The organism is Enterococcus sp. DIV1283b (genome assembly GCF_051710965.1).
GTDB classification, from domain to species: Bacteria; Bacillota; Bacilli; order Lactobacillales; family Enterococcaceae; genus Enterococcus_B; species Enterococcus_B lactis.
Window position 1 is genome coordinate 524,666 of record NZ_JBIOLR010000001.1, and the last position, 15,147, is coordinate 539,812.

9 protein-coding genes and 1 pseudogene are annotated in these 15,147 nt (G+C 40.2%); 8 read left to right on the forward strand and 2 right to left on the reverse strand.

Going from position 1 to position 15,147, the window contains the following annotated elements:
- The first annotated feature begins 179 nt into the window (after nt 1-179).
- From IGJ53_RS02500 to IGJ53_RS02535, 8 genes and pseudogenes are all read left to right on the forward strand, one after another.
- Nucleotides 180-4,688 (forward strand): VWA domain-containing protein, encoded by a 4,509-nt coding sequence (locus tag IGJ53_RS02500; RefSeq protein WP_259741761.1) that lies wholly within the window; start codon nt 180-182, stop codon nt 4,686-4,688.
- Nucleotides 4,688-6,001 carry a pilin N-terminal domain-containing protein gene (locus tag IGJ53_RS02505; protein ID WP_438749465.1) on the forward strand — a complete coding sequence of 438 codons (1,314 nt, stop codon included), beginning with the start codon at nt 4,688-4,690 and terminating at the stop codon, nt 5,999-6,001. Before IGJ53_RS02500 ends, IGJ53_RS02505 begins: the two co-directional genes overlap by 1 nt.
- The gene (locus IGJ53_RS02510) at nt 5,994-7,712 is read left to right on the forward strand and encodes a SpaH/EbpB family LPXTG-anchored major pilin (RefSeq protein WP_438749467.1); all 1,719 of its coding nucleotides are present in this window, start codon (nt 5,994-5,996) and stop codon (nt 7,710-7,712) included. The genes IGJ53_RS02505 and IGJ53_RS02510 overlap by 8 nt, the downstream gene beginning before the upstream one ends.
- A 74-nt stretch (nt 7,713-7,786) precedes the next feature.
- The gene (locus IGJ53_RS02515) at nt 7,787-8,680 is read left to right on the forward strand and encodes a class C sortase (RefSeq protein WP_438749469.1); all 894 of its coding nucleotides are present in this window, start codon (nt 7,787-7,789) and stop codon (nt 8,678-8,680) included.
- 183 nt (nt 8,681-8,863) lie between these two features.
- Nucleotides 8,864-9,538: a two-component system response regulator SapR gene (gene sapR, locus IGJ53_RS02520; protein ID WP_002291233.1), complete on the forward strand. Its 675-nt coding sequence runs from the start codon at nt 8,864-8,866 to the stop codon at nt 9,536-9,538.
- A 17-nt stretch (nt 9,539-9,555) separates the two neighbouring features.
- Nucleotides 9,556-10,574 (forward strand): annotated as a pseudogene (sapS, locus tag IGJ53_RS02525) (two-component system sensor histidine kinase SapS).
- Between the two features lie 88 nt (nt 10,575-10,662).
- Nucleotides 10,663-11,529, forward strand: coding sequence for a GRP family sugar transporter (locus IGJ53_RS02530; RefSeq protein WP_002291228.1), 867 nt, complete (start codon nt 10,663-10,665; stop codon nt 11,527-11,529).
- 36 nt (nt 11,530-11,565) lie between these two features.
- Complete coding sequence (locus IGJ53_RS02535; RefSeq protein WP_002374969.1) at nt 11,566-12,942, forward strand: amino acid permease; 1,377 nt, start codon at nt 11,566-11,568, stop codon at nt 12,940-12,942.
- 99 nt (nt 12,943-13,041) lie between these two features.
- Here IGJ53_RS02535 and IGJ53_RS02540 read toward each other — a convergent pair whose 3' ends face one another.
- Together IGJ53_RS02540 and IGJ53_RS02545 are read right to left on the reverse strand one after the other, a co-directional pair.
- A complete protein-coding gene (locus IGJ53_RS02540; protein ID WP_002374970.1) occupies nt 13,042-14,238 on the reverse strand; it encodes a toxic anion resistance protein in 1,197 nt (398 codons plus the stop codon).
- A gap of 122 nt (nt 14,239-14,360) precedes the next feature.
- Nucleotides 14,361-15,023: a 5-bromo-4-chloroindolyl phosphate hydrolysis family protein gene (locus IGJ53_RS02545; protein WP_002374972.1), complete on the reverse strand. Its 663-nt coding sequence runs from the start codon at nt 15,021-15,023 to the stop codon at nt 14,361-14,363.
- Between the last annotated feature and the right edge of the window lie 124 nt (nt 15,024-15,147).

The window sequence follows — 15,147 nt, forward strand, 5'->3', positions numbered from 1 at the left end:
AACGTTATAAAACTTTATAATCTAATTTTAATAATAAGTGTTGTATAATTGGTGTTTTTTAACTAAAATGGATATCGTTTGATTTAAAGTTAAAATTAAATTAGATTATAATTAGATAGATGCTGTTTTTGGTGTTTGTTGTGAACGAAGGCACATGTTTTAGAAAGGAGTATAAGAATGTGAAAGGGGTAAAATTGAAGCTTTTGCAGTTAGCAGCTGTCAGCCTGCTATTTGGACCGTATTTCCAGTCTGTCTATCATATGACAGCATTGGATGTAGCTGCTGAGTCAACAGAAGTGAAGGAGGATGAGGTATTTCTAGATGAGGACTATGCAAAAATCGAAGGGAGGTATATCGAAAAAGAAGAAACGTTTGAATGGCATCTGGCTTTTGAAAAGAAAGAGAGTGCGAACGAAGGTAGAATACGTTTAGCAATCGATACAGCTGCTGCCGGAATTGGTACTGTAAAAAACGCTCGGGGAACAGGTCTCTCCTCTTACGATGAAGATGGAGAAGACTTAAAAGTCGAGACAATCGATGGTCAAGAATGGTATGTCGGAAAATTTTATTCAAAAGAAGCTGAGACCGGCACATTGGTTTTTGAAACAGAAAAGACTCCAGATGTAAATGAAGGGGAACTACCTCTTCAAGTGGTGGTCGATGAAAGAATAGCTAATCAAGAATTACAAGAAAATGAAACAGATACAGAGGATTCCGCTGAAAATCAACGTAGCGAAGAAAATGAAACGGAAGAGCTGGACGCACCAATCGTGCCCAGCGGTCAAGCACTCCAACGCATTCAACGCCGGTTATTCAACGGTATTTTAGAGCGTCTTGGACCAACAGCTACGCAAGATCCGTATGAATATATCTATCCTAGCGGAATAGATGAAAACGATCAGCACCGCTATCCACGATTTACAACGAATGACTATACGAAAGTATTAGGAAATTGGTCACAAAGCAATGAACGCTATCAGGGAGAAAAAGGCTCACCATATGATGGAGAGAACTTAATCGATGATAGTGATTACACAATCGGGGGAGCGAACTGGCGAAATTACGACTATGCGGCTGATAATGGATCAACTGCAAGCGAAGAAGATGTAAATGTTCCAGCGCAAACTGTTCAGCTTTGGGGAGATGAACGGAATTTTGAAAACAGTTACTTGGATTATAACGGGGCATATATCAAAAAATGGGTAGAACCAGTTCCCTCTAACAATCCAACGGCTGACTTACATCCTGAAGATGCAACGACACTTTATAACGTTTATCTAGATGTGATTGGAAGTGAGAAACAAGAAATCAGTCCAATCGATATCGTTTTTGTTCTAGATAAATCAGCCAGTATGAATGAAGGGACACTGGAAGGCGGAGGACAAAGTAAAAATGCGGCACTGATAGAAGCGGTAAATGAAATTAGTGAAAATCTGCTATCCGACCCAAATATGGATATTCGGATCGGTATGGTGAATTTTTATCATAATAGTACAGTCATCAATAACCAGGAACAAATCAGTTCGGACATCTTTCCGTTGACAAATGACATCGATCGTCTAATAGGTAGTGAGAATACAGCACTGAATCGTACACCCATCGGAGGAACGCCGCTTACACTAGGACTTAAAAATGGTTATGAAACATTGTATGCGGATAACGGCGGAGAAAATAGAAATCCAGAAAAGATCCTGATCGTCGTAGGAGACGGAACACCCACCTTCAGTTATGCACCTATCCAAACAAGATCTCGTACAAGTATTTGGGGAGCTTGGAGCAGTTGGAGTGTCATGGGGGATAAGATTGCCGTAGATCGTGGTGATTTGTTCAAAAACTTTGAAACCTTTTCTGGGAATACTTCTAATGCTGGATTTGCTTATCCACTTACCTACGCATCTGACTTTGATCGTCCTGTTAATGGGACAAATGTGGAATACCGTTACGGAGAAGTAAAAGAAGGTGATGATAAAGCGATTCACTGGGTTGGTACAGGAAGCGCAAGCAATGATACTAACGGTAGTCCAACTTCACAAGAAAAGTCGTCAGCCATCAATACTGTTGCATATCATCATTGGCTGAAAAACAAGTACCAAGAGAACCCACCTAGTATTTTCTCCATTGGGTTAGGAATCGACGGAAGTATTGCCGGCAGACAGAGACTCGATGCAATCGGACGAAATGTATTAAAAAACATTGCTGATTTAAATGATGATGGCACAACACCGCGTTATTACGATGCGAACAACAAGAATGACATCATTACAGCCTTAGAGGATATCTCCTCTACCTTCAAGAAAACGATCCAGCAAGCCACACTTTATGATGAAACTGGATTTAATGTTTCACCGTTTGGAGCTGGCAGATCGGCGGATATCCAGTTTTACCATCTAGATCCAGGAGAAAACGGCATGAAGTACCAAGAGCCAGAAATATGGGATGAAGCGCGTCATGGACAAGCACCACCAGAAGTAGTAGCGACACCAACAACGTACGTTGGGCGAGAAAACCAAGCCTATAAATTTTCTCCAATCTCGTTAGGTGAAGGGGAAATGGTCAGGATCAATTATCAAGTAAAACTGGATGCAGGAGCACAAGACGGGAATTTCTATGCAGTGAACAATATGGCCTATATCCAAAACTTGGAGGATTATGAAAACGATGTTATGAACGGGCGAATGTATTTTCCAACGTCATCTATACGTTATGAGCATAAGGACCGGAATTTCCAAATAAGCAAGACGGGGCAAAATGGGGAACCTTTAGCAGGAATCGAATTTGCATTATACGACCAAAATCCGGATGCTGGAGAGGTCGAACCAATCGAAACAAGTAGAACTACAGCGGATGGAATGGCAATCTTCGAAACGAAGATCCCTGTTCTAGGGGATGAAACAGGTGCTGTCAGTGATATTTTCTGGATCAGAGAGATCGCTGGACCGCCACGTTATCAGTTGGTAGATGAGACATATCAATTCCAGATCAAAAAATATGCAGCCTCCGAAGATGAGATGCTAGGGCACTATGAGCTTGTGGACGAAAATACAACTGGAACGAGGTTTGGCGGACCAGAAGGAACAGACCAAGATTCCTATTATGAAGGAGAGTATCACAAGCTTTCTGTTGTACAAGTGCCCAACATAGACGGAACAGATTATGATGAGCTGTATGTCAAATTGGAAATGCGGAATGAATTCAAGCCTGTCCACATGAACATCAATAAACTGATTGAAGGAAGCACTATGCCAATCAATGGGGCAGAGTTTGAACTGTATAAAACTGATGGAAACGGACTCGAAATTGGAACGCCAGTAGCTAAAGGAATCTCTGGTGCGAATGAAGCAGACGAAGAGAAAGGGATGCTTACGTTCTATTCAGTAGATGAAAATGGTGAATATTTGCTCGTGGATGGTGAGAAAGTCATTCATCCCATCGGAGAACCAGATTCGTTTATTTATACGGACAGTGAAGAAAATGCCAACTATGCAGAATACAAAATCGTTGAAAACAAAAGCCCAGAAGGTTTCAAAGAACCTGACGAAAACGACACATGGATCTTGCGACTGTACGATAATGAGACAGGTACCATCCAGCTTAGACAAACAGGGGAAGCAAACTGGCAATATCTCACTTATTCAACAGACGAAGAGGGACGATTATGGGTGGTATTCACTGCTTACAATACGTTTGATTACCGAGAAATCCGAGTTAGAAAATTAGATCATGAAGGCAATCCTTTAGATGGTGCAGGTTTTGATATCAGTAAAGTGGGGGATTCTTCCTTCCCGCTGTATCGAGCATACACAGGCAACCCGTTAGAACCCGAAGAATCAAGACGTTTGTCTGGAATCGGTTACTTCTATCTTTATACGGTAGGCGTCGAGAAATATGTCGATTTAGAATACAGCCAGCCGCTGCGTTTATCTATCGGCGAATATGAGGTCTCAGAATCTGTTGCACCAAATGGGTATCAATTGTCTGATCAAGTATTCCAGTTTGCACTGAACGAAGAAGGGAAATTTGTCATTGGAGAGGCAGTCATCGAAGACGAAACTGCTCCATTACCGGAGGGTTATGACATCATCGATGGTGTATTACAAGTAACCTTAGAAGATGAACTAGCACCAATCGATCTGGAACTTTTGAAAGTTGACAGTATGAGTAGTCGACGTCTTGAAGGCGCAGAATTTTCAATTGAAAAACAAAATAGTGAAGGAGACTATGAACTCATCGACGGAGGTTTGTCACCAGATCCAAACGATTCTTCCCTATTCAATGCTTTGGATTTGATGGAAGGATTCTATCGGATCAAGGAAGTGAAATCTCCGGACGGATACAGGAAACTTCCAGGCTACTTTATTTTAGAAATTAGTTATCGTGAAGAACCAGAAATAGAAAATGATCGGGTCGTTCCAGGAAAAGAAGCCGGGACACTAAAAGTTGAGGTCTCTTATTATCCAAACGAAGAAGCAGAGACTCCTGACCTGCAGCAAGAGTTAGAATATGAACTTTTGGATACGAACCGAATCAGGCTACAGCTTAGTGTCGGGAATGATCCTGAAAATCCATTGCCTGCTACAGGGGGATCCGGACGATTATTCTATATCCTGCTTGCTGTATTCTTCGTGGCACTTGCCGGTGCAGCCTATGGTTTGTATGTCAGACAATCTAAAAAGGAGGGGGCAAGGTAATGAAAAAGCTGTTGTGTTTGATGCTTCAATTACTTGTTTTACTGCCATTTGTAGCAGTCCTTCTTCCTCAAACGATGTCGGCAGAAGAATTAGGGGAAGACGTTGTGGAATTCGTATTGCATAAACGGATGATTCGAGATATCGATTATAACGACCAATTTGAATTCCATGAAAATGACGGTCTGGCTATCTCTGAGGAAGCGGGAAAAACAGCAGATATCATTTCGCAGACGGTCCCGCTAAATGGAGCGACATTCGCCGTTTACGATATGACCGATTATTATCATGACAAAAAAGCTGCTGAGAACATGACCTCTAGAGAATTCGTCCAGCAAATCGCTGAAATGAGCAGAAATAATATCCGTCAGTTGATAACAGAAGAAAGACTTGCTCAGGTTGAGGAGTCGGTAACGACTGGAAAAGATACGGTTGGTGGATTAGGAGATGGGATTGCACGCATCCAAGTACCTAAGAAAAACCAAGATCGAGATGCAGTTTATTTGATTTTTGAAGAATCAATTGATCCGGAAATCGGGTTGAATGTGGATATCGATCAAACAGCGATCCCGATTGCTGCTGTTTTGCCAATCTATCATCCAACAGAACCAACCGAGGAACTGCAAGAGATCCATATCTATCCTAAAAATGTCGGTTATTTAAGAGATCCATACTTTTTCAAGTATGAACGACAAAGAGGAACAACTGAAAAAGGACACCCATTAGAAGGTGCTGTTTTTGCTCTGTATCAGATGATAGAAGGAGAAAAATATTATTTAGACATGGCTCCTGCGAATGACTTGAAAAATCAATGGATCAAACCAGCAAACAACGATCCTTTGAATGATAAAAATGTAAGCAAATTCATTTCAGATAAAGACGGTCTAGTCACGACAGGTCAACGATTCTTGCCCTCTGGTACCTATTATTTTGAGGAATTGAAAAGTGTAGAAGGGTACGAAATGGACGAAGCAAGTAAGCGAATCGAGGTCATTGTCCCTGAATCTTGGATGGATGCAGAAGGACAGCCGCAATATGTAATGGTCAATGGGCAGAAGATGGCTGAATTGGAATCCGGAAAAGTTCCAGCCTCTGCCTATGAATCAGCAACACCACGCGTGTATAACGAGACCATAAAAGAAACGACGGACAAACCGAAAGAACCAAGTGGACCAAGCAATCCAAATCAACCTGTGAAAGGGTCCGTATTTCCACAAACCAATGAAGCAAGAACACTGATTTCTTTGTTAGGAATCCTTTTGTTGTTAGGTGCTGTTTTATTAATAAAAAAAGAACGGGGAGAAAAAAATGAATAAAAAAATGATGACCATGGGGATGAGTGCACTGTTGCTCGCAGCTGTAGGATTAGGAAGTTTTGGAAATGGAAAATTAGTTCACGCTGAAGAAGTCACGGAAAAACCAAGTGAAGTGACGATCACATTACACAAAAAAGCATTCACGACTGTGCCTGAAGAACGACCGAACAGCGGGTTGGTATCAGATGATTTTGGCAATGAGAATCTTCCAGGCGTCGATTTTGAAATGTTTGATGTTACAGATGTCTATTATAATTTGCTGAAAGATGACCCTAGAACAACTGACATAGATGATGATGGGTTAGAACCTGCCGCTGCGATTGCTTTGATCCAATCAGATCACACAACAGCATGGTTTGTATCTTATGATATCGAAAGTATAGATAAGCAGACGACTGGCGAAAATGGTGAAGCTGTTTTTGAAAAGGTACAAGTAACTGAAACAACGGGAGAATTAAGAGATAAAGTCTATCTCTTCTTAGAAACATATTCACCAGCTCATATTTCAAGAATCGCGTCTCCAATGGTTGTCATGATGCCAGTTATGATGCCAGATATTATTGGCGGTGTATGGGATGGAACCTCTTGGAAAGATACGTACAACACCGATGTACACTTGTACCCTAAAAATGAAATCCAAGATTCTTCCAAAGAAATGAATGTAGATGAAGCGGACGTAAGAACAGTGACGATTCGCAATGAAAATGGTGAAGAAGAAACGATCCGATATGTTGACTTGGAAAAAGGAAAAACAGTTTCTTATACAATAACTTCACCGATTCCTTACTTTATTGATGAACTTAATGAGGACAATACAACAGTCATCACGCATTTCAGAATCACAGATACGCCAACAGAAGGTTTGAGTTATTTTGATCAGGAACTCCTTGTGCAGGTAGGAGATACAACGTTGGTAGAAGGTACTGATTATACAGTAACAAAAGTGGGTAACGGTTTTGTCGTGGAGATCATTCTTGAAACAGAAGGTATACCGAACACAGCAACACTGGAAAAATTAGGGAATCATCGTGGCGGGGAATTGACTGTTACCTATGACTTGCAAGTCAACGCGGTCATCAATGCAGACGAATTCCATAACAATACAGCATTGATCGAAATCGGTAGAGGTGACGAGTATGACTACAACGAACGTCGCGTACCACCAGAAGAAGTAACGACTGGCGGGAGAAGATTTGAAAAGTTTGATGCTTCAAGCAATGCTTTACTAGACGGTGCAAGATTTGAATTGTGGAACGAAGAGAAAACTGCTTATGCTGTTTTCTATAAAGATGGCGTACGTTTACCTGTTTATGAGTCAGGTGCTGATGCAGAAGAAATCACAATCGATTGGGTAAGTGATAATAGTGTAGAGGCAACAGAATTTGTTTCAAATGACCAAGGATACTTCGAAGTTGTTGGATTAGATTACGGAACATACTTTATGAAAGAAACAGTAGCACCAGAAGGATATGTTTTACCAACAGGTGAAGCAGCTTTCACAGAGTTCAATGTAGAACTTGGTAGCTATGATGATGAACTTGTGATTGTGGACTATGAGTATCCAGGAGCAGCACGCGTACCAAACGTAAGACAAGGATTTCTTCCTTCTACTGGAGGAAACGGGATCTTAGCATTCTTGCTGATCGGTCTAAGTTTGATGATTGGGGCCTACAGCTGGTATCGTAAATCTAAAATGAAGTCTGAAGTATAAGCAACAAAAATAAGCTGCAGCAATCGGTTTTTATAAAGGTTGCTGCAGTTTTTTTAAATAAGAAGGTGAAGAAAATGAAAAAGAAAACAGAGAAAAGACCTCAAACAAAAATCAGTATGTTATTACAATTATTCATGGCAGTGATGTTTCTTACAGGAGCTGCAGTTTTTACATATCCATTTTTAGCTGATGCTCTCAGCAATTATTTGGACCAAAGAAGGATCGAGAATTATCAAAAACAGCTTGCACGAGAGAAAGAAGAAAAACAAGAGCAACGATTAGCGGTACAAGAAAAGAAAAATCAGGCGCTTGCTCGTACGGCAGCCATCCCAGGAATGGGTCAAGTCAAAGATCCTTTTGAACAAGCGGTTAGAGATGTCCGAAACCCAGGAAAAGAATACTACGAACAACATATGATCGGAGCAATCTATATTCCGAAAATCAATGTTAGCTTGCCTTTATTCGATGAAACAAATGATCTTTTATTAGATAGAGGAGCGACAGTTCTACAAGGTACCTCTTTTCCAATTGGAGGAGAAAATACACATTCCGTAATTACCACCCATAGCGGTGTTGCTGAGAAAAAATTGTTTACAGATCTTGAAAAAATGGAGAAAAAAGACCGTTTCTATCTTGAAGTATATGGTCAGATGCTCGCTTATGAAGTCGTTGAGAAAATCGTTGTCCTTCCAACAAAAACAGATACATTAGCAATCAGAGAAAAACAGGATCTGGTCACACTTATCACTTGTACACCTTATACTGTGAACACCCACAGGTTACTAGTGACAGGAAAGCGAGTCCCCTTTACAGAAGAAGCTTCTTCAAAGATGGAACAGACAAAAAGATACCATCTTTATCGATTACTTGCGCTCTTACTAGGGGTATTGCTAATACTAACTCTTTTCGGTTATTGGGGTTATCGAAAATTTAAAAGACAAAAACAACGAAAGAAAAATAACAGATAATAGACCAATTATTAAGAATAACATAATAAATTTAAGCTGCTTGGAAGAGACAAACGCGATTAAATCGCCTATTTCCAGTTTTTTTTAACGTTTTCTAAAATGACATTTTACAGGTAAGCCAACTTGTTTCACAAAGGCTTCTTTGATATTGTAGAAGCAAGAAGAAAGATGGAGGGATTTTTTATGGCAAAAATCATGGTAGTCGAGGATGAAGAAATCATTCGACAATTGATTATGGAAGAACTTGAGAAATGGCAATTCGAAACCTTTGGAACGACCGATTTCAACCAAGTATTTTCAGACTTTGAAAGAGAAGAACCACAGCTTGTATTGCTAGACATCAATCTTCCTGTTTTGGATGGGTATTATTGGTGTCAAAAAATACGTGAAGTATCGAAAGTACCAATTATTTTTATCTCCAGCAGGAATACGAATATGGATATGATCATGGCCATGAACATGGGAGCAGATGATTTTGTGACAAAGCCTTTCCAAATCGATGTACTGATTGCCAAAATCAATGCGTTGCTTCGCCGTTCTTATAATTACACAGAATTATCCAGTGAGATGATGAGCCATAATGGTATTACGTTGAATGTCGACAACGGAAGTATGGAGATTAATGGAGAGATCATTGATTTGAGCAAAAATGAATACCGTTTGCTATTTATTTTGATGAAACACAATGGAAAGATCTTAAGTCGTGAAAAATTGCTGCGAGCACTTTGGGATGACGAGCGGTTTGTAGATGACAATACATTGACAGTGAACATCAATCGGTTACGCCGGAAAATCGAACAGGCAGGTATCCAAGGATATATCGAAACAAAAGTAGGACAGGGATATATCGTTCCCTGAAAGGATGAGCGGTTAAGATGAATTTCTTTAAATATTTGAAAGATCAGTGGACATTGATCTTGGGATGGCTGTTTTTTATTGCTTTAACGATCTTTGTGATGTGGCTAGCGCCAAATATCAAAGTGGATTTGAGCACGATTGCTTATTTAGCTTTGATCGAGGGCGTCTTTCTGATTTTTTATCTGCTAGGTGGCTACTTGAGCAAAAGAAGATGGTGGGGGAAGTTAGCTGACATACAAAAAACATCTCCTTTGCAAAATTATTTGAGTGGCGGGCGGACAGAAGAAGAAAAACTGGTAGAAGAATATATCAATCAGCTGATCCGCGAACATCAAGAAGTGATGCAATCAGCAATCAACAAGACCAAAAAGATTATATTGACTCATGGGTCCATGAGATCAAAGTACCACTTTCCGCTTCCAAGTTACTGGTTCGTTCGATCGAGTTCGATATTGACGATCAAAAGTATACCTTACTCGAAAATGAATTATCAAAAATCGACGAATACGTAGAGCAAGTCTTGTATTATGCAAGACTCGACAGTTTCTCGCGGGACTATCTCATCCAAGAGTATGGATTGAAAGGAATCATCCAGCCTGTGATCCGCAGTCAGGCCAATTATTTTATCCAAAAAAATCTTCGCTATGAAATCATTGGTGAGGATCATACTGTTTTGACTGATGCTAAATGGGTCGCTTTTATCTTCAACCAGCTGCTTAGCAATGCCATCAAATATACGCCAGACCACGGAAATATCATGGTGAGCATAAAAAAGGAAGCGCAAGGAGTCAGCCTTTCTGTTAAAGATTCAGGAATCGGTATCCCAAAGGAAGATTTGAAACGAATCTTTGATAAGGGATTTACTGGAAGAAATGGACGACTTAGTAAAACGCATTCGACAGGGTTAGGCCTGTACTTGGCAAAAAATCTGGCAGAAAAATTAGGTATCCGATTGACGGCTGAATCAACTGAAGGAAAAGGGACGACAATGACTTTATTTTTCCCAATCTTAAATTTTTATAATGAAAAACGTTAGAAAATCGTTAGAAACGAAAAAAAATGCTTGTGTTGTTAACGTTTTCGCTGATAAGTTTCTTATCATGTGAAATAAAAGGAGATTGGTTATGGAAATTTTAATAGCATTAGTCCCTATGTTGGCATGGGGTAGTATTGGTTTAGTAAGTGGTAAAATTGGTGGCGATGCCAATCAACAAACACTAGGAATGACGATCGGTGCATTTCTGTTTTCTTTAGTTGTCTTTTTCGTTGTTAGTCCTGTAATCACCCCTTGGATTTTCTTGATCGGATTTTTATCTGGCTTAGCTTGGAGTGTTGGACAAAATGGACAATTCCATGGAATGAAGTACATGGGTGTTTCTGTAGGGTTACCATTGTCTACTGGTTTTCAATTAATTTTGAATACGATTGCGGGAGCCGTTTTCTTCCAAGAATGGACACAAACGAAAGATTATGTATACGGTATTATTGCTTTAGCTCTTCTTGTAAGCGGTGCGTATTTGACGGCACGACAAGATGACGAAGGAAAAATAGATACAGATAATAAAATGCTTGATTTTGGTAAGGGCTTTAGAGCATTGATCTTCTCTACGATTGGTTATGGCGTATATACGATCATTGTCAACTGGGCGAATTTGGATGCGATGTCAATTATCTTACCTCAAAGTATCGGAATGATCTTAGGCGCAAGCTTCTTTGCTTTCCGTAAAGTTAAAGTAGATCAATTTGTATGGAAAAACATGATCTGTGGATTATTATGGGGCTTAGGTAATATCTGTATGCTTCTAACAGTCAAATCCCTTGGTTTAGCTGTTGGATTCTCACTTTCACAAATGGGGATCATTATCTCTACTTTAGGTGGGATTTTCATCCTTGGCGAAAGAAAAACGAAAAAAGAGCTCATTTATGTTATTGTTGGTTGCCTTTTAGTCATTTTAGGTGGTATCCTTTTAGGGTACATGAAAACAGTTTAATCACTGTTTTCCAACCTAAAATGGGGAGGAACTTCAATGGATTTGTTTCGTAAGAAAGAGATCAATCTCAATCATACGAGTGAGATGAAAAAAGAACTAAAAACGTCTGATTTGATCATGCTTGGAATTGGCGCGATCATCGGTACGGGAATATTTGTGGTGACAGGGGTTGCGGCCAATCAAAATGCTGGTCCAGCACTGTCACTTTCATTTGTCTTAGCTGCAATCGTTGTCATTTTGTCTGGACTGAGTTTCGCAGAGTTTGCTTCGCGAGTGCCAGTGATCGGTGGGCCATATGCCTATCTGTATGTTGTCTTTGGTGAATTTGCTGCTTGGTTGACAGGGTGGTTGTTGATCGGGGAATTTTTGCTAGCGGTTTCCTCTGTGGCTTCCGGCTGGTCTGGCTATATGCAAGGTTTCTTGAAAAGCTTAGGGGCCGAACTTCCACAAGCATTAACTGGCGGGTACAATCCGGAAAATGGTACATACATTGACTTGATTGCGGTGCTAGTAGTGATATTCGTCACTTACATCGTGTCGCTTGAAGCCAAGAAAGCATTACGTTTGAATAATGTCATGGTATATGTCAAATTTGGTATCATCGCGTTGTTTATCATTGTAGGGATATTTTTCGTTAAGCCTGATAATTGGCAGCCATTCATGCCTTTTGGTTTTTCCGGTGTGCTAGATGGTGCAGCTCTTGTGTTTTTTGCTTTCTTGGGATTTGATGCTGTTGCAATGGCAGCTGAGGAAGTCAAAAATCCACAAAAAGACGTACCAAGAGGGATCATTGGTTCGATACTGATCGCTACGGTCCTTTATATCATCGTGACATTGATTTTGACAGGAATCGTTCCCTATACTGAACTAGGCGTTAATGATCCAGTGGCCTTTGCCATGAGGTATGTAGGACATGGGACAGTTGGCGCAGTGATCGCTGTAGGGGCAATCTTGACATTGTTGACGGTGACGATCTCGATGATGTATTCACTCGCTCGTTTACTATTTGCTGTCAGCAAGGATGGTTTGTTACCTAAATTTATGACAGAAATCGATCAAAAGCATCGTACACCGAAAAAAGCGACTTATGCCGCTGGTGTGGCAGCTGTATTCTTTGCCGGATTTTTCCCATTGAATGTATTAGCGGAACTAACGAATATCATGGCGCTCGCCTATTTGATGCTAGTTAGTCTAGGCTTACTGAAGTTAAGAAAAATGTTTGGCAAACCAAAAGCAGGAGAATTCAAAGTTCCATTCGTTCCGGTCTTGCCAATCGTCTCAATCTTGACTTGTATCGTATTGATGCTTCGTCTACAAACGGTGACTTGGATCGTGTTCGGTATCGTAATGGTTATTGGACTAATCATTTATTTTGGCTATGGCTATGGACACAGCAAGATGAACGAGAAATAGACTCCAATGGAGAAGTTAGAAGAAAGATAAGAAAAACGCCCATCAACAGTTTATTACACTGTTGATGGGCGTTTGTTTTAGTAACAAGCGAAAGATGATCTATTGGGTTAAATCCAAAAGTTTTTGTTTCAGATCTTCTTCCATGTGTCCAAGTTCTACTTCTGCATGACGACGTTTTTCTTTTCCTTCTTTTTGGATACGCAAAGTTTCTTGGATTGTTTCAATCAAATCGTTTTGTGTAGTTTGCAGGGTCTCAATATCCACGATTCCGCGTTCGTTTTCTTTCGCTGTTTCGATGGCTGAGATTTTCAGCATTTCTGAATTTTTCTTCAATAAGTCGTTTGTTGTTTCAGAGACTTGGCGTTGAGCGGTCACTGCGTCTTTTTGACGAAGTAAGGTCAATGCGATCACGACTTGGTTTTTCCACAGCGGAATGGCTGTAGCGATAGATGCTTGGATCTTTTCAGCTAAGGCCTGATTCGTGTTTTGAATCAAGCGGATTTGTGGGGCTTGCTGAATCGTAATCTGTCTAGCTAAGCGAAGGTCATGCGTACGTTTATCCAGACGATCTAAGAATTGCGTGTAATCGTTGGCAATCTGGACATCCATCTGATCACCAGTTTCTTCTGCTTTTTTCATTGCTTCTGGAATGATCGTTGTTTGAAGTTCTTCCATTTTCAATTCCCCAGCAGCAATATAAATATTCAATGCATCAAAGTAGTCTTTGTTTTTTTGGTAAAGCTGTTCTAACATCAGATTATCTTTTAACAGACCGTCTTTTTCTTTATCCAATTTCACTGAGATCTTGTCGATTTGTGCACCAATTTTTTGATATTTTGCTGTCACTTCATAAATCGATTGTTTGACCTTACCGAAGACACGTTGGAAGATATTTCCTTCTCCGGCACGCAGTTCATCAGGGTTGGCTTCTTGGAGACGATACATCAGTTCAGTCAACGAATCTCCGACTGGGCCAATATCTTGAGCTTGTACGTGATTCAGCATTGATTGTGAGAACTCACTTAATTTCGCTTGAGCAGCTGAGCCATAGCTGATGACAGACTGTGCATCATTGGCATCGATTTTTGCTGCCAGCTGTTTTGCTTGTTCTTGGCGTTCCGCCGGTAGTTTGTCAATTAAGCGAGCAGCTGTCTGTTGTTCTTGGAGCTGATCAATCTCCGCTTGTTGTGAAGTGGTCAGCGTGTCTGTGGGGGTTGAAAATGGGTTGTTCAATAAGTCTTCAAGTGTATCGTTAACTGGTGTGACATCTTTTGTTTCAGTCGGTTTATGATCCATAAAAAATTCCTCCTTGTCGAATCTGTTCTCGATTCTTACATGAATGTCTCTACTTTAGAAAAAGTACTCGAAACAGCCAGACATCATCTGAATGTTCCGAGTCTTTTTTATGAACAAAAGAGTTACTCTTTTTGTTCTGGTTCATGTTTATTATCACGCTTTAAGCTTTGTTTCGCAACAGATATCTCTACGTCGATGTCGTCTAGGTCATCAGCGACGAATTTTTGATAATCTTGTGCGATCAAAGCGGATAGCTGATCGATGATCTGCGCGCTTTCTTCTAGTTTTTCATAGGTTTGCTTGTTTTTGATCTCATGGTCATTGATCTCATTATACTTATTTGTCAAATCAACTAGATTCGGCAGATGCGTATAAAGAAATTGACTTGCTTCATGTAGTCGATTTGGTTCCTTCACTAATTCTTTGAATAAAGCTTTTGCCGCTTTGACTGGGTCATGACGGAGATCGATTGCTTTAAGTTTGGCTGTCTGCTGCATATTCGCTTGCAACTGATTGATCTCATTTTTTGTTTGATTCATCGTTTGTCGGAAAAATGAGATTTCATTCGCTGTCATACCGCTTTTTTCATAGTGAGTCTCAAGTTCGTCAGTCAGCGCAGGGATTTCTTCTTGTTTTCCTTTTTTCCTGCGCGAACCGAAGAGCCCCCACAAAACTAGAACTACGCCTATCAATAAAAGTCCTAGAACAAAAGAAAAACCATTGTTTCGGACAAAGAGAAACAGCAAGACCAGTGCTAGAAGCCACGGCCAATTTCGTTTTATCATAATAAGCCCTCCAAGTCATTTATCATTGAGTATTGAATTCTTTCCGTTATTCGATTACATTCTTATTTTAGCATACTGACTACTAGAAAGAGTATCGGACTAAAGAAGGATTTTCTATATTTAG